The organism is Bradyrhizobium manausense (assembly GCF_001440035.1).
GTDB classification, from domain to species: domain Bacteria; phylum Pseudomonadota; class Alphaproteobacteria; order Rhizobiales; family Xanthobacteraceae; genus Bradyrhizobium; species Bradyrhizobium manausense.
On the sequence record NZ_LJYG01000044.1, the window covers coordinates 45394 to 67170 of the forward strand.

Here is a 21777-nt window from a genome sequence, read left to right on the forward strand (position 1 = left end):
GGGCGCGCCGCAGGGATCCTTCACCAACCATTTCCGCTCCAAGGAGGCCTTCGCTTCCGAAGTGCTCGACCGCTATTTCGATGTCACCCGCGGCCTGGTCGCCGAAGCGCTCGAGGACACTTCGCTGACGCCGCGCGCGCGCCTGCGGCGCTATCTCGACATCATCACCGGAAGGCTCGAGGCCGACGGCTATGGTCGCGGCTGCCTGATCGGCGATCTCAGCCTTGAGGCGTCGGGCAGCAGCGAACTGCTGCGCGCGCGTCTCTCGGCGATCTTTGCCGAATGGCGCACCCCATTCGCCGCCTGCATCAGGGATGCGCAAGAGCGCGGCGAGATCGCCTCCGATTTCGAGCCCGATGAGCTTGCCGACTTCCTGCTCGCGTCCTGGCAGGGCGCAATCCTGCGCATGAAAGTCGACCGCAATCCCAAGGCGCTCGAACGCTTCAAGACCATCGCATTCCAAACCGCGTTCAAGGAGCCGACATGACCAAGCCGATCGACATCGAGATTCGCAAAGCGTCCGTCCTCGGAAGCCACATGGCCTATCGCGAGACCGGCGCGGAGGGCGCGCCCGTCGCGCTGTTTCTCCACGGCAATCCGACCTCCTCGCATATCTGGCGCAATATCCTGCCGCTGGTGGCACCGGTCGCGCATTGCATCGCGCCCGACAACATCGGCTTCGGTCAGTCCGACCAGCCCGATATCGCCTACCGCTTCTTCGATCTTTTCCGCTATCTCGATGCCTTCATCGAAGCGCGCGGTATCAGATCGGCCTATCTCGTCGCGCAGGACTGGGGCACGGCGCTCGCATTTCATCTCGCCGCGCGCCGGCCGGATTTCGTGCGCGGCCTCGCCTTCATGGAATTCATCCGTCCAATGCCGACCTGGCAGGACTTCCACCACACCGAGGTCGCGGAAGAGCAGGACCACGCCGAGGCGGCACGCGCGGTCTTCCGCAAATTCAGGACGCCAGGTGAGGGCGAAGCGATGATCCTCGAGGCAAATGCGTTCGTCGAGCGCGTCCTGCCCGGCGGCATCGTGCGCAAGCTGAGCGACGCGGAGATGGCACCCTATCGTGCACCATTCCCGACGCCGGAGAGTCGCCGTCCCGTGCTTGCGCTTCCACGCGAATTGCCGATCGCCGGCGAGCCAGCCGACGTCTATGCGGCGCTCGAATCCGCGCACGCGGCGCTGGCCGTGTCGTCCTATCCCAAGCTTCTGTTCACGGGTGAGCCCGGGGCTTTGGTCGCACCGGAATTTGCCGCGCCATTTGCGGCCTCATTGAAGCACTGCGCGCTGGTTCGCCTCGGCGCCGGGCTGCACTTCCTTCAGGAGGATCACCCTGAGGCGATTGGCCGCTCGGTCGCCGGCTGGATCGCCGGCATCGAAGCGATGCGCCCGCAGCTTGCGGCCTGAGGCGAACGCTACTTCTGAGCAACATGCTCGTCGCGGCTGCCTTGGCGGGGCGGCCGCGATGACGTCTGTGATGTCGCAGTGCAACGCGATGACCCGGAGCGAGGCGTCGGCCGCATCATCGTGTGCCGCGCAGCCCTGCCGACGCAGCGGCCCCTCTTTTAACAGGCGCACGCGGTCCATAGATTGATTTCGACTTAAAGCGCGACGGAACATTGTCCGGTCGAAATCATCAAAACTTCACGGCGACTGCGCAGATTGCCATGGAGATTCGCCTCAAGCCTTGCCGCCGAAAGCGCCAAACCGTGCATCATGAGCTCGCAAGCCTGCCTAAAATATTGAAGGCACGTGATTTTGTTCACATTGGCGAATTCCACTCCGCCCCGAAACGCGCTAGTGGAGGGACGGGGGGCATGCGCGAGGCCAAAGCCGGCGGCGAGGGTTCGTTGAGTGCTCGTTCGTTGAGTGCCTGTGCGTCGTCCGCCTGTTCGCCGGCCACCCTGGCCGCTGAAGTGTTGTTCGAGGTCTAGATGCTGGAAGCCATACGCAGGACGATGACGTTGCTGCGCCAGAAGCAAATCCTGCATAAGCTTGGAGTTGTGATCAGCGTCGCGGTCATCGGCATCGCTTGCTATGTGCTCTACCACATGCTGCGCGGCATCGACACGAACGAGGTGATCGAGGCGATCAAGAGCACCGAGCCGCGCCAGATTGCGATGGCCGCGCTGTTCGTCGCCGCGGGCTATTTCACCCTGACCTTCTACGATCTGTTTGCCGTGCGCGCGATCGGCCAATCCCACGTACCCTATCGCATCAACGCGCTCGCGGCCTTCACCAGCTATTCGATCGGCCACAATGTCGGCGCCAGCGTCTTCACCGGCGGCGCCGTGCGCTATCGCATCTATTCGGCCTACGGCCTCAACGCGATCGACGTCGCGAAAATCTGCTTCCTGGCCGGCCTCACTTTCTGGCTCGGCAATGCCGCCGTGCTCGGCCTCGGCATCTCCTATCATCCGGAGGCGGCGGCCTCGATCGACCAGCTGCCGCCCTGGTTGAACCGCACCGTCGCGATGATGATCATCGTGGCGCTGGTCGCTTACGTGGTCTGGGTCTGGACCCAGCCGCGGGTGGTCGGGCGTGGTCCCTGGACCGTGGTGCTGCCGGGCGGCCCGCTGACGCTGCTGCAGATCGCCATTGGCATCATTGATCTCGGCTTCTGTGCGCTTGCCATGTACGTGCTGGTGCCCGACGAGCCCAATCTCGGCTTCGTCGTGGTCGCCGTCATCTTCGTCTCGGCGACGCTGCTTGGCTTCGCCAGCCATTCGCCCGGCGGCTTAGGGGTCTTCGACGCCGCCATGCTGGTCGGCCTCTGGCAGATGGACCGTGAGGAGCTGCTCGGCGGCATGCTGCTGTTCCGGGTCCTCTATTACCTGTCCCCTTTCGTCATCTCTGTAATCTTGCTGACGTTTCGGGAGGTTATCATCGGCGCCCGATCGAAACGCCTGCAGCAGGCGGCGCTCAAGCTCGATCCAGCTCCACCGCCTGAAGCCGCTTATGTGAGAAAGCGTAGCGATAGCGGTGGCGTCTGACCGGCGCAGAGCGAACCCAAGGAGAAGCCCGGCCCGATGGCGATCGACGCTCCCTCGTCTCCCACGGTGCAGCCCTGGTCCGATCGGCTGCGGCACTCGACCATCGTCCTGATCGCTGCGGCGCTGGCGCTGTCGGTCGTAGTCTCGCTCGGCGAGTTGGCGGTGGTGCATGCCGTCGCCGTGTTTGTCTGTATCGCGGCTGCGGCACTGATCCCTTGGCGGCTGCATGATACCGCCGCCTCACGCGAGGACGTCAGGCGCGTCAATCCGGTGGAAAGCGCCGCGGTGGCTGCGGTCGTCGCCGGCATGCCGGATCCGGCGGTGCTGCTCGACCGCGCCGGCCGGGTCATCCATCTCAATGCGGCCGCCGCGCAGCTCGCGCCGGCGCTGCGCAAGAACGAACTCGCCCAGTTCGCGCTGCGCTCGCCCGAGATCATCACGGCGCTGCGCGAGTCCATTGCCACCACCGAGCCGCGGCGCGCGACCTATCTCGACCATGTGCCTGTCGATCGCTGGATGGAGCTAATCATCACCCCGGTGCCGGTGCCGACCAATTTCGGCGGCGCCGACAAATGCATGCTGATGACCTTCCACGACCAGACACCGCTGCGCCGGGTCGAGGAGATGCGCGCCGACTTCGTCGCCAATGCCAGCCATGAGTTGCGAACGCCACTGGCCGCGCTGTCCGGCTTCATCGACACGCTCCAGGGCCAGGCCAAGGACGACCCGAAGGCGCGCGAGCGCTTCCTCGGCATCATGCACAACCAGGCCACCCGCATGGCGCGCCTGATCGACGACCTTTTGTCGCTGTCGCGGGTCGAGCTGTCGGCCCATGTGCGGCCCGACACTCTGGTCGATCTCTTGCCGATCATCTTCCAGGTCGCCGACGGGCTCGAGCCGCTGGCGCGCGAGCGTCAGGTCGAGGTCGAGACCCATTTGCCCGACGGGCCGGTCATGATCGCCGGTGACCGCGAGGAGCTGCTCCGCCTGTTCGAAAATCTGATCGAAAACGCGCTCAAATACGGCGCCTCCGGTGGACGCGTCATCGTCTCGCTGACGCTGCCGGCGCCCGCCGATGCAACTCAGGAAATCCGGGTCATGGTGCGGGATTTCGGCCCCGGCATCGCGCCGGAGCACCTGCCGCGCCTGACCGAGCGGTTCTACCGGGTTGACGTCGGCGACAGCCGCTCGCAGGGCGGCACGGGGCTCGGATTATCGCTGGTGAAACATATTCTTAACCGTCACCGCGGCCGTCTTTTGATCGAAAGCGTGCCCAAGCAGGGTGCGACTTTCACCGCCTGTTTTCCCCAGGCCAAGACTTTAGTTTAGGCAATAAAACAACGCGGTTTCAATCGCTTAGCGCTGTCATCCGACTGTCACGAAACCTTCGTAAAAGCTCAGCCGACCGCTCCTAAAGGGGCGGCGCGGGAGCGCGATCGGGCGCGGATGGCGCTTCGCTCCCCTGTATGGAGACCAGCATGAATTTCCTCAAAACGATCGTCGCTGCCGGCTTGGTCGCCGCAACGACGACGGCGGCGTTCGCTGCCGACATCACCGGCGCAGGTGCGACGTTCCCGTTCCCGATCTATTCGAAGTGGGCTGATGCCTACAAGAAGGAGACCGGCAACGGCCTGAACTACCAGTCGATCGGTTCCGGCGGCGGCATCAAGCAGATTCAGGCCAAGACCGTGACCTTCGGTGCCACCGACATGCCGCTCAAGGCCGAGCAGCTCGAGAAGGACGGCCTTGCCCAGTGGCCGATGGTGATGGGCGCCATCGTTCCGGTCGTCAACCTCGAAGGCGTCAAGCCTGGCGAGATGGTGTTCGACGGCGAGACGCTCGCCAACATCTATCTCGGCAAGATCACCAAGTGGGACGACGCCGCGATCAAGAAGCTCAATCCGAACGTGAAGCTGCCGTCGGAGGCGATCACCGTGGTTCGCCGCTCGGACGGTTCGGGCACCACCTTCAACTTCACCAACTATCTCTCCAAGGTCAGCGCCGACTGGAAGAGCAAGGTCGGTGAGGGCACCGCGGTCGAATGGCCGGTTGGCGTCGGCGCCAAGGGCAACGAAGGCGTTTCGGGCAACATCGGCCAGACCAAGAATTCGATCGGCTATGTCGAGTACGCCTACGCCAAGCAAAACAAGCTGACCTACACCAAGATGGTCAATAAGGGTGGCAAGACCGTTGAGCCCACCACCGAGGCCTTCCAGGCGGCCGCCGCCAATGCCGACTGGTCCAAGGCGCCCGGCTACTACGTCATCTTGACCGACCAGCCCGGCGACAAGTCCTGGCCGATCACGGCGGCGACCTTCATCCTCATGCACAAGGATGCCACTGACAAGGCGGCCTCGCAGGAAGCCATCAAGTTCTTCCGCTGGGCCTTCAAGAACGGCGCCAAGGCAGCCGAGGAGCTCGATTACATCCCGATGCCGGACAGCGTCGTCCAGCAGATCGAGAAGACCTGGTCTGCCGAGATCAAGAGCTAAGCTCTTTGTCCTCCGGAGGCGGTGCGACCTCAGTGGCCGCATCGCGGACCACACGACTTCGGCCCCGGATCGGCTTCGCGTCGCGTCCGGGGCACGAAACTGACAGCAAGCGTAAATAAACGGGTACAGGGGATCGGCGTGGCAGATATGGCTGTCGAGAGCAATGCAATTGATGCCGCCGGTCCGTATGATCGCGCCAAGGCCTTGAGCGCGTTCAAGCTCGGCGATGTCACCTTCTACTGGATCACGCGGCTTTCCGCGATCTCGGTGCTCCTCATCCTTGGCGGCATCATCCTGTCGCTGATCGTCGGTGCCTTCCCGGCGATGAAGGAATACGGCTTTGCGTTCCTGTGGACGCAGCGCTGGGCGCCGTCGGCCGATCCGCCCGTGCTCGGCGCGCTCGGACCGATGTACGGCACGCTCGTCACCTCCTTCATTGCGATGCTGATCGCCATTCCCGTCGGTCTCGGTATCGCGATCTTCCTGACCGAGCTCTGCCCGCAATGGCTGCGCCGCCCGATCGGCATGGCGGTGGAACTGCTCGCCGGCATTCCCTCGATCATCTACGGCATGTGGGGCTTCTTCGTGCTGGGACCGTTCCTGGCCAACACCTTCCAGCCCTTCATGATCAAGATCTTCGACGGCGTCCCGGTGCTGGGCGCGGTCTTCGCAGGTCCCCCGTCCTATCTCAGCCTGTTCAACGCGGCGCTGATCCTCGCAATCATGGTGCTGCCTTTCATCACCTCGATCTCGGTCGACGTGTTCAAGACGGTGCCGCCGGTGCTGAAAGAGGCCGCCTATGGTGTCGGCTGCACCACCTGGGAAGTGGTGCGCAGCGTCGTGATCCCCTACACCCGTGTCGGCATCATCGGCGGGGTCATGCTGGCCCTGGGCCGCGCGCTCGGCGAGACCATGGCGGTGACCTTCATCATCGGCAACTCATTCCGTATCTCGTCATCGATCTTCGCGCCTGGCACCACGATCTCGGCGGCGATCGCATCCGAATTCGCCGAGAGCGACGGCCTGCACCAGTCCGGCCTGATCCTGCTCGGCCTGTTGCTGTTCGTGCTGACATTCTTCGTGCTCGCCGCCGCCCGGCTGATGCTGCTGCGCCTGGAAAAGAAGGCGGGGAGGTGACATGAACCCGATCTATGTACGCCGTCGCCGCAAGGACATCGTCGTCCGTGGGCTCTGCTTCGGAGCCGCCGCCGTCGGCGTCACCTGGCTCGCGCTGATCCTGCTCACGCTGCTCTACAACGGCATTGCCGGCCTCAACCTCGACCTGTTCGTCGCCGATACCCCGCCGCCGGGCTCGACCGAAGGCGGCCTGCGCAACGCCATCGTCGGCTCGCTGATCATGACCGTGATCGGCGTCGGCATCGGCGCGCCGCTCGGCCTGTTCGCCGGCACCTATCTCGCCGAGTACGGCCGTAACGACAAGCTGACCTCCGTGATCCGCTTCATCAACGACATCCTGCTGTCGGCGCCGTCGATCATCATCGGCCTGTTCATCTACGGCGCGGTGGTGGTGCCGATGCGCGGCTTCTCGGCGATCGCAGGCTCGCTCGCGCTCGCCGTCATCGTGATCCCGGTGGTGCTGCGCACGACCGAGGACATGCTGCTGCTGGTGCCGAATGCGCTGCGCGAGGCCGCCTCCGCGCTCGGCCTGCCGCGCTCGCTGGTGATCAAGCGGATCGCCTATCGTGCGGCCCGCTCCGGCCTCATCACCGGCGTGCTGCTCGCCACCGCCCGCGTCGCCGGCGAAACCGCGCCGCTGCTCTTCACCGCGCTGTCGAACCAGTTCTTCAGCCTCGGCCTGAACAAGACCATGGCGAACCTGCCCGTCACCATCAACAATTTCGTCCAGAGCCCTTACGCCTATTGGAAGCAGCTCGCCTGGAGCGGTGCGCTGTTGATCACGCTCACCGTGCTTGCCCTGAACATTGGCGCCCGCATCCTCGGTGCCGAGAGGACCGCAAAATGACCGACTTGTCCGTATCCGTGAGCTCCAACGCGCACCTCGCCTCGCAGCAGCCGCTGCCGGAAGCTCCGGCCAAGGTGACGGTGCGCAACCTCAACTTCTATTACGGCGAGCACCAGGCGCTGAAGAACATCAATATGACGCTCGGCACCAACCGCGTCACCGCCTTCATCGGCCCGTCCGGTTGCGGCAAGTCGACCCTGCTGCGCATCTTCAACCGGATGTATGACCTCTATCCGGGCCAGCGCGTCACCGGTCAGCTGATGCTGGACCAGACCAACATCCTCGACCCCAAGCTGGATCTCAACCTGCTGCGCGCCCGCGTCGGCATGGTGTTCCAGAAGCCGACGCCGTTCCCGATGACGATCTACGAGAACATCGCCTTCGGCATCCGCCTCTATGAGAAGATCTCGAAGTCCGAGATGGACGACCGCGTCGAGAAGGCGCTGCGCGGCGGCGCGCTGTGGAACGAGGTCAAGGACAAGCTCAACGCCTCCGGCCTGTCGCTCTCGGGCGGCCAGCAGCAGCGCCTCTGCATCGCCCGCACCGTCGCGGTGCGGCCTGAAGTGATCCTGTTCGACGAGCCCTGCTCGGCGCTCGATCCGATCTCGACCGCCAAGGTCGAGGAGCTGATCCAGGAACTGTCCGAGAACTACACCATCGCGATCGTCACCCACAACATGCAGCAGGCGGCCCGCGTCTCCGACAAGACCGCCTTCATGTATCTCGGCGAGCTGATCGAGTTCGACGACACCAGCAAGATCTTCACGTCGCCGTCGGACCGGCGCACGCAGGATTACATCACCGGCCGGTTCGGCTGAGGAGACAGGACATGGCTTCCGAACATACCGCAAAAGCCTTCGACACCGACCTTCAGGAGCTCACCCGCCTGGTCGCCGAGATGGGCGGCATCGCCGAGCGCATGATCGTCGATTCCGTCGATGCGCTGATCCGCCGCGACGTCGCGCTGGGCCAGCGCGTCGTCACCATCGATGCCGAGCTCGACGCGCTGCAGAAGAAGATCGAGGAGCGCGCCGTGCTGACCATCGCGCGCCGCCAGCCGATGGCGGTGGACTTGCGCGAGATCGTCGGCGCCATGCGGGTTGCGACCGACCTCGAGCGCATCGGCGACCTCGCCAAGAACATGGGCAAGCGCGTCGCAGCGCTGGAGACGGATTTCCATCCGCTCAAGCTGTTCCGCGGCCTCGAGCACATGACGGACCTCGTGCAGCAGCAGGTCAAGTCGGTGCTCGATGCCTATGCCGCGCACGACCTGCCGGCGGCGATGACGGTGTGGAAGGGCGACGAGGAGGTCGATGCCATCTGCACCTCGCTGTTCCGCGAGCTCCTCACCTACATGATGGAGGATCCGCGCAACATCTCGTTCTGCATCCATCTGATGTTCTGCGCCAAGAACATCGAGCGGATCGGCGACCACGCCACCAACATCGCCGAGACCGTGTTCTACATGATCGAAGGCCAGGCCATCACCGACAAGCGGCCGAAGGGCGACATGACGACCTTCGCCACGACGGTCCCGAACACCTGATTACGCAAGGAGCGACGAGCCCATGGGCGCACGCATTATGGTGGTTGAGGACGAGGAAGCTCTGACCGAGCTTCTCCGCTACAACCTCGAAGGCGACGGCTATGACGTGGAGACGGTGATGCGCGGCGACGACGCCGACACCCGCCTCAAGGAGCACATCCCCGATCTGATCGTGCTCGACTGGATGTTGCCGGGCCTGTCCGGGATCGAGCTGTGCCGCCGGTTGCGGACGCGATCCGACACCAAGCAGCTGCCGATCATCATGCTCACCGCGCGCGGCGAGGAGAGCGAGCGTGTCAGGGGGCTTGCCACAGGCGCCGACGATTACATCGTCAAGCCGTTCTCGGTGCCCGAGCTGCTCGCGCGGGTCAAGGGCCTGCTGCGGCGCGCCAGCCCCGAGCGGCTCGCGACCGTGCTCGCCTTCGGCGACATCGAGCTCGATCGCGAGAAGCGCCGCGTGGCGCGCTCGGGTCGGCCGATCGATCTCGGACCGACCGAATATCGCCTGCTGGAGTTCTTCCTGGAGCATCCCGGCCGGGTGTTCTCGCGCGAGCAGCTACTCGACAGCGTCTGGGGCCGCGACATCTATATCGACGAACGCACCGTCGATGTGCATATCGGCCGCCTGCGCAAGCTGCTCAATCTCGGCCGCGAGCAGGACCCGATCCGCACCGTCCGCGGCGCAGGCTACGCGCTCGACGATCGCTTCGCGAAGGCTGAGCAGACCTCAAGCTAGGCTGCCCGCCAGCAAACAAAAAAAGCGCGCCTGGTGGCGCGCTTTTTTTCGTCCCGGCCTGTCCCGCGACGATGTCGTCTGAACCAAGTACTCAGCGCGTGCCTGGCTTCGCCGGCGCCCGCCGGCGATCCGCCGCCGGCTGATACGCCACGCGCGAGTGCTGGGCGCAGTAGGGCAGGCCTGAGAGCGCCTTGCCGCCGCAGAAGAAGAAATCCGGGCTTGAAGGATCGCCGACCGGCCAGTGGCAGGTGGCCTCGTTCAATTCGAGCAACGAGAGCCGCTGGCTCATCGGCACAACGTTGTCGTAGGTAACAGGTTCAGCCTCGACCTCGACCTCGAAGGCCTGCGCCAGCGCGGTGTTGCCGCGCGCGATGGGGCGGCTCACCCGCATCATGTGCTGTGCGGGACGCGCCTTGCGCGGCCGCGGAGCTGCTGATGAGGGGCTCTTGGCGCGGCCGGACAGGCCGAGCCTGTGCACCTTGCCGATTACGGCGTTGCGGGTCACGTTTCCAAGCTCAGCGGCGATCTGGCTGGCCGAAAGTCCGGCCTCCCAGAGCTTTTTCAGCTGCTCGACGCGATCATCTGACCAGGTCAAAACCGTCATTGCATCCTTTCCTTCGCCGGCGCCAGCCATCTGTGGGGCCTCACGACGAATGCCTAAGCTTCGAAAAACCCGTGCCGCCAGAATCCCTTAAGGCTCGCCGGGCGCGCCAGATGCGCCCGAACGTTTACGCCGGTACATGAGGACTTTTGGGATCAGAACCGCTGCACGAGATGTCGTATCTGACAAGCCAAACGCTACAATATGCCGTGACTCACGCGCAAGAGTCCGCCGACTCGCTTCCACATGTTCCGTGGCGAAAATCCCGCAAAATCGCCACCGCAAGACTACGGATTCAGCGTTTCGCGAGGCTTTCCGGGCGGCATTGACACCCGTATTGCCAGGCATAAGATAGTCGCGCGTGCCGCCCTTAAAAGGCGGCACGTTTCGTTTTCCGGGCCAAATGACGCGCTGCGCCATGCGTGTTCAGGCCGTCCGAAACATCCGAAGTGACCACCAAAGAGATCGTCATGACCAACAGCGCAGCGCCGCATTTGCTCCCCGTTTTCGCCAGGGCCGATATCGGTTTTGAGCGCGGTGAAGGCGTCTGGTTGATCGCAACCAATGGCGATCGCTATCTCGATTTCACCTCGGGCGTCGCGGTCAATGCACTCGGCCATGCCCATCCGGCGCTGGTCAAGGCGCTGCAGGAGCAGGCCACGAAACTCTGGCACATGTCGAACCTGTTCCAGAGCCCTGACGGCGAGAAGCTCGCTGCGCGTCTTTGCAACGAGAGCTTTGCCGACTTCGTGTTCTTCTGTAATTCCGGCGCCGAGGCGCTGGAGGGCGTGATCAAGCTGGTCCGCCATCATCACTTCTCCAAGGGCCATCCGGAGCGCTATCGCATCATCACCTTCGAAGGCGCCTTCCACGGCCGCACGCTGGCGACGCTGGCGGCGACGGGATCGGCAAAATATCTCGAAGGCTTCGGTCCGCCGATGGACGGCTTCGACCAGATCCCGCATGGCGACATCGAGGCCGTGAAGAAGGCGATCGGCCCGCATACCGCCGGCATCCTGATCGAGCCGATCCAGGGCGAGGGCGGCGTACGTTCGGCGACTTCAGCCTTCCTCAAGGCGCTCCGCCAGCTCTGCGACGAGAAAGGCTTGCTGCTGGCCTTCGACGAGGTGCAGACCGGCATGGGCCGCACCGGCGATCTCTTCGCCCATCGCCGCACCGGCGTCACACCCGACGTGATGTCGCTGGCGAAAGCGCTCGGCGGCGGTTTTCCGATCGGTGCGATCCTGGCGACTGCAGATGCGGCCGCCGGCATGGGCCCCGGCTCGCACGGCTCGACCTTCGGCGGCAATCCGCTGGCGATCGCGGCCGCGAACGCCGTGCTCGACGTCATGCTCAAGCCCGGCTTCTTCGACCACGTGCAGAAGATGTCGCTGCTGCTCAAGCAGAAGCTCGCCTCCGTGATCGACCGTCATCCCGATATCGTCAGCGAAATCCGCGGTGAGGGGCTTTTGATCGGCATCAAGGCCGTGGTGCCATCAGGCGATCTGGTCGCAGCCTTGCGCAACGAGAAGCTGCTTACCGTCGGCGCCGGCGACAATGTCGTGCGCTTCCTGCCGCCCTTGATCGTCACCGAGGCGGAAATCGAGGACAGCATCGTCAGGCTCGAGCGCGCCTGCACGGCGCTGTCAGGCAACAAGCGGGCGGCAAGCTGATGAGCAAGGCACCCAAGCACTTCCTCGACATCAACGAGCTGCCGCTGTCGGAGCTCAAGAGCATGCTCGCGGCCTCCTCCGCCATGAAGGCGAAGCAGAAGGCGCATCAGCCGGTGCGGCCGCTCGAAGGCAAGACGCTGGCGATGATCTTCGAGCGTCCGTCGACCCGCACGCGCGTCTCGTTCGACGTCGCCATGCGCCAGCTCGGCGGCGAGCCCATCATGCTCACCGGTGCCGAGATGCAGCTCGGCCGCGGCGAGACCATTGCCGACACCGCGCGCGTGCTGTCGCGCTATGTCGACGCCATCATGATCCGCATCCTCAATCACGAGGCGCTGCTGGAACTCGCGGCGAACGCGACCGTGCCCGTCATCAACGGCCTGACGCGGCGCTCACATCCGTGCCAGGTGATGGCCGACCTCATGACCTATCAGGAGCATCGCGGCCCGATCGAGGGCCGCACCGTGGCCTGGACCGGCGACGACAACAACGTGCTGGCGTCCTGGGCCCATGCCGCCGAGCGCTTCAAGTTCAAGCTCAATGTCGCAACGCCGCCGGAGCTTGCCCCGAAGAAGGTGATGCGCGACTTCATCAAGGCGACGGGCGCGCCGATCGTGCTCGGCACCGATCCCGAGGCCGCCGTGAAGGGCGCAGATTGCGTCGTCACCGACACCTGGGTGTCGATGGGCGACAAGGAGGGCGAGCACCGTCACAACGTGCTCAAGCCCTACCAGGTCAATGCCAAGCTGATGTCGCTGGCCAAGCCCGATGCGCTGTTCATGCACTGCCTGCCCGCCCATCGCGGCGAGGAGGTCACCGACGAGGTGATCGACGGTCCGCAGTCAGTCGTGTTCGACGAGGCCGAAAACCGCCTGCACGCGCAGAAGGGCATTTTGGCCTGGTGTTTTGACGCGGTGAAGTAGGCTCACTTGTAGCCCGGATGGAGCGCAGCGAAATCCGGGGTTCTTAACGCGGAAAGACTTCCCCGGATTGCGCTGCGCTCCATCCGGGCTACGCGGCCCGCCATTCTGAGCACGGAATGCGGGGGCCCTTCCATTTCCGCCCTCCGACCCCAGATAAAGCGCCATGGTCTCCCAATCCCCCGACATGAAAACCAGGCCCGAAAGCCCGGTTCGCGCGCCTTCCGCAGTTCCCGTCGATGACGCCGTGCTGCCCTACGAGGTCGATGCGCTCGATGTGCGCGGCCGTCTGGTGCGGCTTGGCCCGGCGCTCGACGACATCCTGACCAAGCATGATTATCCCGCACCGGTCGGCAAGTTGCTCGGCGAAGCCATCGTGCTGACGACGCTGCTCGGCTCGGCGCTCAAATTCGAGGGCCGCTTCATCCTGCAGGCCCAGACCGACGGGCCGGTGTCGTTCCTGGTGGTCGACTATCAGGCGCCCGATCGCCTGCGCGCCTATGCGCGCTTCGATGCCGAGCGCCTCGGTGATGCCAAGGAACCTGGAATGAATTCCGGCACGCTGCTCGGCCGCGGTCATCTCGCCATGACCATCGACCAGGGGCCCGATATGAGCCGTTACCAGGGCCTGGTCGCGCTCGACGGCGGCAGCCTGGAAGACGCCGCCCACGAATATTTCCTGCGCTCCGAGCAGATCCCGACGCGCGTGCGCCTTGCGGTCGGCGAGGAGTGGCGCTCGAGCGACGGCGGCAAGCACCGCTGGCGCGCCGGCGGCATGCTGATGCAGTTTTTGCCAAAGGCGCCGGAGCGCGCGCGGCAGGCCGATCTGCATCCCGGCGATGCGCCCGAGGGCCTTGAGGCTCACAGCGTCGCCGAAGACGATGCCTGGGTCGAGGCGCGCTCGCTGATCGAGACGGTCGAGGACGTCGAGTTGATCGATCCCGATCTCTCCGGTGAACGGCTGCTCTACCGCCTCTTCCACGAGCGCGGCGTGCGCGTGTTCAATCCGCTGGTCCTCAAAGCGCAATGCTCCTGCTCGCGCAACGCGGTCGCGTCCATGCTGAAGAGCTTCTCGCCTGACGATCGCAGCGCCATGGTCAAGGACGACAAGGTCGTCGTGACCTGCGAGTTCTGTAGCTCGGTGTACGAATTCACGCCGGATGAAGCGGGCGTGGAAGACGCGTAGGCGCCAGCATTGTAGGATGGATTAGCGAAGCGTAATCCACCTCTTTTCTCTCTGCGGAAACGGTCAGTGGTGGATTACGCCTTCGGCTAATCCATCCTACGATACCGCGCTTGGCGCCGCCTCTAGTTCAACACCCGCTTGTTGTCGGGGCTGTCCAGCGAGAACGTCGGCACGTCGATCTCGAAGCGCTCGCCGGTTTCGCTGACCATCAGGTAGCGGCCGGTCATGAAGCCGGAGGCGGTGGAGAGTGGCACGCCCGAGGTGTATTCGAAGCGTTCGCCGGGGGCGAGCACGGGCTGCTCGCCGATCACGCCCTCGCCCTTGACCTCCTGCTGCCGCCCGGTGGCATCGGTGATGATCCAGTGCCGCGTCTTGAGCTGCACGGTCTCGTCGCCCGAATTGGTGATCACGATGGTGTAGGACCAAAAATACCGCGAGCGGTCGGCCGAGGACTGTTCCGGAACAAAGTTCGGCTCGACGGTCACTTCGATCTGGCGGGTCACGGCGCGGTACATGGCTGTCATCATAACGAAAACCCGGCCAGGAACCAAACGCCCCAGGCGGCCTTGGCGACATCGTCCCGCCCGAATTCACGAAGAAGTACACCCCAGATGTGATCCGGCCGCTTTGCGAGGCGGCGACCGGACCGGTACACTCCTGAAACGTCGCGATTTGCGGAAGGGTTTTTGGGTCCCCATGACCATTGCCGATCAAGTGACGGGATCGACGATCGCGGGAACCGCGGGCGCCAAGCCCGCGGAGGCCAAACCGGTCGACGCGAAGCCGCGCGTTGCTGCGCCGGCCATCACGCTGCCCGCCATCGGCGAGCGCGAGCTCAGGCTCGATCTGTTCCGAGGCCTCGCGCTGTGGCTGATCTTCATCGACCATCTGCCCCCCAATCTGCTGACCTGGTTCACGATCCGCAATTACGGCTTCAGCGACGCCACCGAGATCTTCATCTTCATCTCGGGCTACACCGCAGCCTTCGTCTACGGCCGCGCGATGCTGGAGAGCGGTGTCGTCATCGCCACGGCACGCGTCCTGCGGCGGGTCTGGCAAATCTATGTCGCCCACGTCTTCCTGTTCACGATCTTCCTCGCCGAAATCTCCTACGTCGCGACCAGCTTCGAGAACCCGCTCTACACCGAAGAGATGGGCATCATGGATTTTCTCAAGCAGCCCGACATCACCATCGTGCAGGCGCTTCTCTTGCGCTTCCGTCCCGTCAACATGGACGTGCTGCCGCTCTATATCGTCCTGATGCTCGCGCTGCCGCTGATCCTGTGGTCGATGAAATGGCGGCCCGATGTCACGCTCGCGCTCTCGGCGCTGCTTTACGCGGCGACCTGGCAGTTCGATCTGTACTTCTCCGCCTATCCGAACGGCTTCTGGGCGTTCAATCCCTTTGCCTGGCAGTTGCTGTTCGTGTTCGGCGCATGGTGCGCGCTCGGAGGTGCGCGACGCATGTCGCGCATTCTGGCATCGCCCGTGACGATGTGGATCTCGATCGGCTATCTCGTTGCGGCGTTCTATGTGACGCTGACCTGGTACGTCCCGCAGCTTTCGCACTTCATGCCGAAGCGGATCGAGCAGTGGATGTATCCGATCGACAAGACCGATCTCGACGTGCTGCGCTTCACGCATTTCCTGGCGCTGGCCGCGCTCACCGTGCGCTTCCTGCCGCGGGAATGGCCGGGCCTGAAATCGCAATGGTTGCGGCCGCTGATCGTGTGCGGCCAGCACTCGCTGGAGATCTTCTGTCTCGGCGTCTTCCTGGCCTTTGCCGGCCATTTCATCCTGGCCGAGGTCTCCGGTGGACCCGCCATGCATGCGCTGATTAGTCTCTCAGGAATCCTGATCATGTGGGCGATGGCCTGGGTGATTTCGTGGTACAAGCGCGTAGCTGACAAGAGCGGCGCGAAAACCAAAAACGCCGTCGGCAACGCCGATCTGGCGGGAGGGGGCTGATGACGGCGAAGGTTATCCTGAGCCTGATCCTGCTATGCGGGTACCTCACCGCGCCTTCGGCGCGCGCAGACGAGGCCGCGCCTGCGACGCCGCCGATCCCTGCAGCCTGTGACGTGCCGCCTTATCTGCTCGCCACCGAGAGCCAGCTCCCCAAGGTCGCCGACGCCGTCAAGGCGGGCAAACCGCTTGAGATCCTCGTGATCGGAAGCCGGTCGACGACGATCCCATTTTCGGAAAGCAGCTCCTATCCGGCACGGATGGAGGCGATCTTGAAAGAGAAACTGCCCCCTTCGGAGACCGTGCACGTATCCGTAGAACTACAGAGCAAGAAGACGGCGGAGGAGGCCGCCGGAACCTTCGTTAAGCTGATGGAAGCAAAAACACCTACTTTGGTCATCTGGCAGACCGGGACGGTGGATGCTATCCGATCGATCGATCCCGATGACTTTCGCGGCGCCGTGACCGATGGGGTCGCTGCGCTGCAACATGCAGGGGCTGACGTCGTCTTGATGAATTTGCAATACAGCCCGCGTACCGAATCCATGATCTCGGCACCGCCTTATCTCGACAATATGCGGGTGGTGGCGCAGGAGCATGATATCCCGCTGTTCGATCGTTTCGCGATCATGCGGCAGTGGAATGATCAGGGTCAGTTCGACTTGTTCAGCGCCTCGCGCGGCCCTGAGCTGGCGAAGCAGGTCCATGATTGCCTTGGCCGGGCGTTGGCGCAGTTCGTGATCGATGCTGCCCATCTGGGGCCGACCGAGCAGCAGAATTGAGGTCTAGCGTTAATGAGTTCTTTCCGCCCTTTTGGCCTGTCGACATGGTTGTCCGCGCCCGCAGTGGCGACGCTGCTGATGCTGATGCCTGTGCTGCAGGCGCCTGCCCGAGCTCAGGCCGCCCAGGCGACTGCCGCGCCACAGCAGGCCGCTAACCCAGCGCCCACCTCGCCGTCGCAGACCACGGTTGCGGCGACGGCCCAGCAGCCCACCGATCAGCGCGGCCTCACCTCGCGCGCCATCGACAAGGTGAAGCAGGTCGCAAAATCCGCCGGCGATATTTTCAGCCGCGTCCCCTGCCTGCCGCCGAAGGGCGGCGCCAAGACGATGGGCTCGCTGCCGCATGTCGCGGGCAAGCTCGTCGCGGGCAAGCCCGTCGTCATCGTCGCGTTCGGCTCGTCGTCGACTGCGGGCTATGGCGCGAGCTCGCCCGACTTCAACTATCCAAACCGTCTCGCTGCGCAGCTGCGCCGGCAATATCCGACTGCTGACATCACGGTCATCAATGCCGGCGTCGGCGGCGAGGACGCGCCCGAGATGATGAAGCGCCTCCAGAAGGAGGTGATCGACGTGCATCCGGATCTCGTGATCTGGCAGGTCGGCACCAACGCCGTGCTGCGCAATCTCGATCCCGGCGACACCGCCAAGATGGTCGAGGACGGCATCACTCGCATCCAGGCGGCGGGCAATTCCGATATCGTGCTTGTCGACCCGCAATATTCGCCCAGGGTCACCGAGCGTTCCGAGAGCGCAAGCAAGATGGTGAAGCTGCTCGGCAAGGTCGCCGAGCTTCGTCACGTCGGCATCTTCCCGCGCTTCGAGGTGATGCGCGACTGGCACGAGAAGCAGGCGCTTCCGGTCGAGAGTTTCGTCATCGCCGACGGCCTGCACATGAACGATTGGGGCTATGCCTGCTTCGCCCAGCTGCTCGGCGACGACATCATCCACTCGGTCGGCCAGATCAAGATCGGGGTGAACGTGCCCGCGGACGTGCGGACCTATCGGCCGATGTAACTCCACTGCCGTAGGGTGGGTTAGGCGAAGCCGTAACCCACCATGCCTCATCGAATGCCGAACGAAGTTGGTGGGGTTACGCCGAGCAGATGCGCTTGGCGCATCCGCTCGGCTAACCCACCCTACGATTTAGCGATCACCTCACGCCTTCTCCAGCGCCGCGGTCAGATCCTCGATCAGATCATCGGCATGCTCGAGCCCGGCCGAGAAGCGGATGAATCCCTCGCTGATGCCGAGTGCGGCACGATCTTCCGGCTTCAGCCGCTGATGCGTCGTCGTCGCCGGATGCGTGACCAGGCTCTTGGCATCGCCAAGATTGTTCGAGATCTTTGCGAGCTTGAGCTCGTTGAGCACGCGGAATGCAGCCGCCTTGCCGCCTTTGACCTCGAAGCCGACCAGCGTCGAGCCGCCGCGCATCTGCTTCTTCACCAGAGCCGCCTGCGGATGGTCCTCGCGGCCGGGATAGACCAGCCGCGCGATCTTGGGATGGCTCGCCAGCACATCGGCGATGCGCGCTGCCGTGTCGGTCTGCGCGCGCACGCGCACACCTAGCGTCTCCAGGCCCTTGAGCAGCACCCAGGCGTTGAAGGGCGAGATCGATGGGCCTGTCTGGCGCATGAAATTGTGGATGTGCTCGGCGATGAAGGCTTCCGAGGACAGGATGATGCCGCCCAGGCACCGGCCCTGGCCGTCGATGTGCTTGGTCGCGGAGTAGACGACGACGTCGGCGCCTAACGCGAGCGGGCTCTGCCAGATCGGCGTCGCGAAAACGTTGTCGACCACGAGCCGCGCGCCGCCCTTGTGGGCGATCTCGGCAATCGAGGGAATGTCGAGCACGTCGAGCGTCGGATTGGTCGGGCTCTCCAGGAAGAACGTCTTGGTGTTCGGCTTCACCGCGCGTTGCCATTGGTCGAGATTGGCGCCATCGACCAGCGTGGTCTCGATGCCGTAGCGAGGAAGCAGATCCTGAATGACGTAGAGGCACGAGCCGAACAGCGCGCGCGAGGCCACGACATGATCGCCGGCCTTGAGCGGCGCGAGGATCGCCGTCGTCACCGCGGCCATGCCTGTCGCCGCCGAGCGGGCCGCTTCGGCGCCTTCGAGCTCGATCATGCGCCGCTCGAACATCGCGATCGTCGGATTCGAGTAACGCGAATAGATGAAGCCGGGGTCTTCGCCCTTGAACCGCGCCTCGCACTCCTCGGCGCTGTTGTAGACATACCCTTGCGTCAAAAACAGCGCCTCCGATGTCTCGCCATATTGCGAGCGCAGGGTGCCGGAATGGACCAGGCGGGTTTCGGGGCGGTAAGAGGCAGGCGACTTCGACATAGGACCCTCCGATATGACCGTCTTGTCGAGATGGTCATAAAAAAACCGGCCTGGATATCTCCACGGGCCGGGATCACAGAGGTCCCCGGCCTGTTTAGCGACTTATTTAACGTGGCTGCAAGCCGGCCGGCTCAAATCACCACGGGATAAGTGATGCTCATATTCCGCAATGCCCTTTCCGTCAAGGCGTCCATCGGATAGCCGTAAAAGGCTCGTATGTCCCGCAAGTCCGGATATACGCGACCCCTGACGAGGACCCCCGGTTGACGTTCACGGTTGCCGCCGACGCCAATGGTATCCTGCCCGACCGCATGATCGCGGCGATGGCGGAAGCGGGCCTCATCCTGCCCGCCTATGATTTCGTCGAAAGCCAGATCCAGCCGGCGAGCCTCGATCTACGTCTCGGCGATATCGCCTATCGCGTCCGCGCCAGTTTCCTGCCCGGTCCCGGCGCCACCGTCGCCGAGCGCATCGACGAGTTGAAGCTGCACGAGTTCAGCCTCGCCGACGGTGCGGTGCTGGAAACCAACTGCGTCTATATCGTGCCGCTGCTGGAGAGCCTGGCGCTACCGCCGGAGATCGTCGCGGCGGCCAATCCGAAAAGCTCGACCGGCCGGCTCGACGTCTTTACCCGCGTGATCGCCGACGGCACGCGCCGCTTCGATATGATCGGCGCCGGCTATCACGGCCCGCTCTATGCCGAGATCAGCCCGAAGACGTTTCCGGTGCTGGTCCGCGAAGGCTCGCGCCTGAGCCAAGTGCGCTTCCGCACTGGTGACGCCATCCTCAATGCCGATGCGCTCGAAAGCTTGCATGCCGTTGAGCGTCTCGTCGACATCGACGATGCCGATCTCACCGGCGGCGTCGCCGTCTCGGTCGATCTCTCCGGGGAGAAAGGCAATGGCTTCGTCGGCTATCGCGCCAAGCGCCACACCGGCGTGGTCGATGTCGATCGCCGCTCCGGCTATGCGGTGGAAGATTTCTGGGAGCCGATCTCGGCCCGTCCCGACGGCAGCCTGATCCTCGACCCCGGCGAGTTCTACATCCTCGCCTCCAAGGAAGCCGTGCAGGTGCCGCCCGATTACGCGGCGGAGATGGTGCCGTTCGACCCGCTGGTCGGCGAATTCCGCGTGCACTATGCCGGCTTCTTCGATCCCGGCTTCGGCTATGCCGGTGCCGGCGGGCTAGGATCGCGCGCCGTGCTGGAAGTGCGCTCGCGCGAGGTGCCGTTCATCCTCGAGCACGGCCAGATCGTCGGCCGTCTCGTCTACGAGAAGATGCTGTCCCGCCCCGACGCCATGTACGGCCAGCGCATCGGCTCCAACTACCAGGCGCAGGGCCTCAAGCTGAGCAAGCATTTCAGGGTGTAATTTTCGTAGCCCGGATGCAGCGCAGCTCAATCCGGGACTCTTGCGCTTGCGGCACTAAACCCGGATTTCGCTGCGCTCCATCCGGGCTACGACAGAAATCGCCCACCGGTTGCGCCAGCCCATCCGCGATGACACACTCCCGCAAAACAACAAGCCGGGAGCAAACGATGACCGCCGCAGACGCCACGCAAGCAGCGCAATGGAAGCGCTGGCGTGCGGTCGCCGATCTCTACCACGCCTATTTCAGCGGCCTGATCCTCACCGTGGTGACGCGCCGCGGCACGGCTGACGCCGCCGAGTTCGTCTTCCGCGTATTCCGTCGCCAGCAGCAGGAGCGCTTCCTGCCCGGGCTGAAGAAGCTCGGGATCGATCATCTGCCGCCGGCGGTGGCGGCGGCACAATATCACTATCTCTCCAACTGGATCGGCGGCGTGCATGTCGAATACATGTATGAGAGCGACACCAAGGCCTGGATCCGCTATCCGCCGCCGCGCTGGATCTGGAAAGGCGCGGCAATCTGCGGCGTGCCGGGCGAGGTCAGCCGCGCGATGCTGCGCGGCTGGCACGCCAACAACGGCGTCGCACTCGGCGATCTCCGGCTGGGCTTCGTCTGCACCAAGCAGAGCGTCGACGGCCAGGACGGGCTCGAAGGCTACTACCATCAATACGACCATCCGCTCGAACCGGATCAGCGCCTCGTCTACGCGCGGCATCTGGAGGCCCCGCTGTTCGATCCGAAGACCGCGCCGGCGCTTCCCCTCGCTAGCTGGCCAAGGCCGCGGCTCGAAAAGGCCTATCGCAACTACGCCATGGAATATGTGCGCACCGCCGCGCCGGTGATGGTGCAGCTATTCGGGCCGGAAGATGCCGGCTATCTCCTGCACATCACCGGCAAGCTGATCGGCATGCAGTTTTTCGATGAGATCGCGGCGCCGCTGGCGATGCGCCGCGGCGGCGCGAGCGAGTTCGCGTCCTTCCTCAGCGCGCTGCTCGCCGCGCAGGACGATGCGGCCGAGATCACGCAATCCAAAGGCAGCTTCGAAATCCGGCAGCAGAGCTGGAAGCTGATGGACGACGTCACTGACTATCACCACGCCTGCGCCAAGGTGCTGGAGGGATTGTTCGAGGGACTCGCCGCCGGATGCGGCCGGCACATCGGCGTACACCTGCGCCCAAC

General features: G+C 64.2%; 21 protein-coding genes and 1 riboswitch. Of the genes, 18 read left to right on the forward strand and 3 right to left on the reverse strand.

Annotated elements, in window-relative coordinates:
- From AOQ71_RS09845 to phoB, 10 genes are all read left to right on the forward strand, one after another.
- A partial coding sequence (locus AOQ71_RS09845; RefSeq protein ID WP_245316828.1) for a TetR family transcriptional regulator C-terminal domain-containing protein occupies nt 1-487 on the forward strand: 487 nt, incomplete at its 5' end.
- Nucleotides 484-1416, forward strand: coding sequence for a haloalkane dehalogenase (locus tag AOQ71_RS09850; protein WP_057745167.1), 933 nt, complete (start codon nt 484-486; stop codon nt 1414-1416). The genes AOQ71_RS09845 and AOQ71_RS09850, both read left to right, overlap by 4 nt.
- Before the next feature lie 527 nt (nt 1417-1943).
- The gene (locus AOQ71_RS09860; RefSeq protein ID WP_057745175.1) at nt 1944-3002 is read left to right on the forward strand and encodes a lysylphosphatidylglycerol synthase domain-containing protein; all 1059 of its coding nucleotides are present in this window, start codon (nt 1944-1946) and stop codon (nt 3000-3002) included.
- 36 nt (nt 3003-3038) lie between these two features.
- Nucleotides 3039-4331 (forward strand): ATP-binding protein, encoded by a 1293-nt coding sequence (locus AOQ71_RS09865; protein WP_057745178.1) that lies wholly within the window; start codon nt 3039-3041, stop codon nt 4329-4331.
- A gap of 149 nt (nt 4332-4480) precedes the next feature.
- Nucleotides 4481-5494: a phosphate ABC transporter substrate-binding protein PstS gene (gene pstS, locus AOQ71_RS09870; protein ID WP_057745432.1), complete on the forward strand. Its 1014-nt coding sequence runs from the start codon at nt 4481-4483 to the stop codon at nt 5492-5494.
- Between the two features lie 147 nt (nt 5495-5641).
- On the forward strand, nt 5642-6631 hold the full coding sequence (pstC, locus tag AOQ71_RS09875) for a phosphate ABC transporter permease subunit PstC (protein ID WP_057745182.1): 990 nt from the start codon (nt 5642-5644) through the stop codon (nt 6629-6631).
- A 1-nt stretch (nt 6632) separates the two neighbouring features.
- Nucleotides 6633-7478, forward strand: a complete 846-nt coding sequence (pstA, locus tag AOQ71_RS09880) for a phosphate ABC transporter permease PstA (RefSeq protein WP_057745185.1) — start codon at nt 6633-6635, stop codon at nt 7476-7478.
- Nucleotides 7475-8296, forward strand: coding sequence for a phosphate ABC transporter ATP-binding protein PstB (pstB, locus tag AOQ71_RS09885; protein WP_057745188.1), 822 nt, complete (start codon nt 7475-7477; stop codon nt 8294-8296). Before pstA ends, pstB begins: the two co-directional genes overlap by 4 nt.
- 11 nt (nt 8297-8307) lie before the next feature.
- Nucleotides 8308-9024 carry a phosphate signaling complex protein PhoU gene (phoU, locus tag AOQ71_RS09890; RefSeq protein WP_057745192.1) on the forward strand — a complete coding sequence of 239 codons (717 nt, stop codon included), beginning with the start codon at nt 8308-8310 and terminating at the stop codon, nt 9022-9024.
- A 22-nt stretch (nt 9025-9046) separates the two neighbouring features.
- Complete coding sequence (phoB, locus tag AOQ71_RS09895) at nt 9047-9760, forward strand: phosphate regulon transcriptional regulator PhoB (protein WP_057745196.1); 714 nt, start codon at nt 9047-9049, stop codon at nt 9758-9760.
- Nucleotides 9761-9851: 91 nt separating this feature from the next.
- Here phoB and AOQ71_RS09900 read toward each other — a convergent pair whose 3' ends face one another.
- Nucleotides 9852-10364 carry a GcrA family cell cycle regulator gene (locus AOQ71_RS09900; protein WP_018644522.1) on the reverse strand — a complete coding sequence of 171 codons (513 nt, stop codon included), beginning with the start codon at nt 10362-10364 and terminating at the stop codon, nt 9852-9854.
- 467 nt (nt 10365-10831) lie between these two features.
- Here AOQ71_RS09900 and AOQ71_RS09905 point away from each other — a divergent pair, with 467 nt between their 5' ends.
- The 3 genes from AOQ71_RS09905 (at nt 10832) to AOQ71_RS09915 (ending at nt 14140) form a co-directional block, all read left to right on the forward strand.
- Nucleotides 10832-12034 (forward strand): aspartate aminotransferase family protein, encoded by a 1203-nt coding sequence (locus AOQ71_RS09905; protein WP_057745435.1) that lies wholly within the window; start codon nt 10832-10834, stop codon nt 12032-12034.
- Nucleotides 12034-12957, forward strand: a complete 924-nt coding sequence (gene argF / locus AOQ71_RS09910; protein WP_057745199.1) for an ornithine carbamoyltransferase — start codon at nt 12034-12036, stop codon at nt 12955-12957. Before AOQ71_RS09905 ends, argF begins: the two co-directional genes overlap by 1 nt.
- Before the next feature lie 163 nt (nt 12958-13120).
- Nucleotides 13121-14140 (forward strand): Hsp33 family molecular chaperone, encoded by a 1020-nt coding sequence (locus AOQ71_RS09915; RefSeq protein ID WP_057745202.1) that lies wholly within the window; start codon nt 13121-13123, stop codon nt 14138-14140.
- 122 nt (nt 14141-14262) lie between these two features.
- On the opposite strand, the gene apaG is transcribed toward AOQ71_RS09915, so the two are convergent.
- A complete protein-coding gene (gene apaG, locus AOQ71_RS09920; RefSeq protein ID WP_057745205.1) occupies nt 14263-14655 on the reverse strand; it encodes a Co2+/Mg2+ efflux protein ApaG in 393 nt (130 codons plus the stop codon).
- A 181-nt stretch (nt 14656-14836) separates the two neighbouring features.
- On the opposite strand from apaG, the gene AOQ71_RS09925 reads away from it, so the two are divergent.
- Genes AOQ71_RS09925 through AOQ71_RS09935 form a run of 3 tightly spaced genes read left to right on the forward strand, consistent with a single transcriptional unit; the run spans nt 14837 to nt 17901 of the window.
- Nucleotides 14837-16108, forward strand: a complete 1272-nt coding sequence (locus tag AOQ71_RS09925; protein ID WP_057745207.1) for an OpgC domain-containing protein — start codon at nt 14837-14839, stop codon at nt 16106-16108.
- Nucleotides 16108-16887: an SGNH/GDSL hydrolase family protein gene (locus AOQ71_RS09930; protein ID WP_057745210.1), complete on the forward strand. Its 780-nt coding sequence runs from the start codon at nt 16108-16110 to the stop codon at nt 16885-16887. Before AOQ71_RS09925 ends, AOQ71_RS09930 begins: the two co-directional genes overlap by 1 nt.
- 12 nt (nt 16888-16899) lie before the next feature.
- Complete coding sequence (locus AOQ71_RS09935; RefSeq protein WP_057745215.1) at nt 16900-17901, forward strand: SGNH/GDSL hydrolase family protein; 1002 nt, start codon at nt 16900-16902, stop codon at nt 17899-17901.
- Between the two features lie 141 nt (nt 17902-18042).
- On the opposite strand, the gene AOQ71_RS09940 is transcribed toward AOQ71_RS09935, so the two are convergent.
- Nucleotides 18043-19230 carry an O-succinylhomoserine sulfhydrylase gene (locus AOQ71_RS09940; protein WP_057745218.1) on the reverse strand — a complete coding sequence of 396 codons (1188 nt, stop codon included), beginning with the start codon at nt 19228-19230 and terminating at the stop codon, nt 18043-18045.
- 73 nt (nt 19231-19303) lie between these two features.
- Nucleotides 19304-19383, reverse strand: a riboswitch (SAM riboswitch).
- A 110-nt stretch (nt 19384-19493) separates the two neighbouring features.
- On the opposite strand from AOQ71_RS09940, the gene AOQ71_RS09945 reads away from it, so the two are divergent.
- The gene (locus tag AOQ71_RS09945; RefSeq protein WP_057745221.1) at nt 19494-20600 is read left to right on the forward strand and encodes a 2'-deoxycytidine 5'-triphosphate deaminase; all 1107 of its coding nucleotides are present in this window, start codon (nt 19494-19496) and stop codon (nt 20598-20600) included.
- A 167-nt stretch (nt 20601-20767) separates the two neighbouring features.
- The coding region (locus AOQ71_RS09950; protein ID WP_157083471.1) for a hypothetical protein at nt 20768-21777 on the forward strand (1010 nt) is incomplete at its 3' end.

Bases quoted from the DNA above. Each gene is read 5' to 3' on its own strand.
- AOQ71_RS09850 (WP_057745167.1), top strand. From the start codon at position 484: ATGACCAAGCCGATCGACATCGAGATTCGCAAAGCGTCCGTCCTCGGA.
- AOQ71_RS09860 (WP_057745175.1), top strand. From the start codon at position 1,944: ATGCTGGAAGCCATACGCAGGACGATGACGTTGCTGCGCCAGAAGCAA.
- AOQ71_RS09865 (WP_057745178.1), top strand. From the start codon at position 3,039: ATGGCGATCGACGCTCCCTCGTCTCCCACGGTGCAGCCCTGGTCCGAT.
- pstS (WP_057745432.1), top strand. From the start codon at position 4,481: ATGAATTTCCTCAAAACGATCGTCGCTGCCGGCTTGGTCGCCGCAACG.
- pstC (WP_057745182.1), top strand. From the start codon at position 5,642: ATGGCTGTCGAGAGCAATGCAATTGATGCCGCCGGTCCGTATGATCGC.
- pstA (WP_057745185.1), top strand. From the start codon at position 6,633: ATGAACCCGATCTATGTACGCCGTCGCCGCAAGGACATCGTCGTCCGT.
- pstB (WP_057745188.1), top strand. From the start codon at position 7,475: ATGACCGACTTGTCCGTATCCGTGAGCTCCAACGCGCACCTCGCCTCG.
- phoU (WP_057745192.1), top strand. From the start codon at position 8,308: ATGGCTTCCGAACATACCGCAAAAGCCTTCGACACCGACCTTCAGGAG.
- phoB (WP_057745196.1), top strand. From the start codon at position 9,047: ATGGGCGCACGCATTATGGTGGTTGAGGACGAGGAAGCTCTGACCGAG.
- AOQ71_RS09900 (WP_018644522.1), bottom strand. From the start codon at position 10,364: ATGACGGTTTTGACCTGGTCAGATGATCGCGTCGAGCAGCTGAAAAAG.
- AOQ71_RS09905 (WP_057745435.1), top strand. From the start codon at position 10,832: ATGACCAACAGCGCAGCGCCGCATTTGCTCCCCGTTTTCGCCAGGGCC.
- argF (WP_057745199.1), top strand. From the start codon at position 12,034: ATGAGCAAGGCACCCAAGCACTTCCTCGACATCAACGAGCTGCCGCTG.
- AOQ71_RS09915 (WP_057745202.1), top strand. From the start codon at position 13,121: ATGGTCTCCCAATCCCCCGACATGAAAACCAGGCCCGAAAGCCCGGTT.
- apaG (WP_057745205.1), bottom strand. From the start codon at position 14,655: ATGTACCGCGCCGTGACCCGCCAGATCGAAGTGACCGTCGAGCCGAAC.
- AOQ71_RS09925 (WP_057745207.1), top strand. From the start codon at position 14,837: ATGACCATTGCCGATCAAGTGACGGGATCGACGATCGCGGGAACCGCG.
- AOQ71_RS09930 (WP_057745210.1), top strand. From the start codon at position 16,108: ATGACGGCGAAGGTTATCCTGAGCCTGATCCTGCTATGCGGGTACCTC.
- AOQ71_RS09935 (WP_057745215.1), top strand. From the start codon at position 16,900: ATGAGTTCTTTCCGCCCTTTTGGCCTGTCGACATGGTTGTCCGCGCCC.
- AOQ71_RS09940 (WP_057745218.1), bottom strand. From the start codon at position 19,230: ATGTCGAAGTCGCCTGCCTCTTACCGCCCCGAAACCCGCCTGGTCCAT.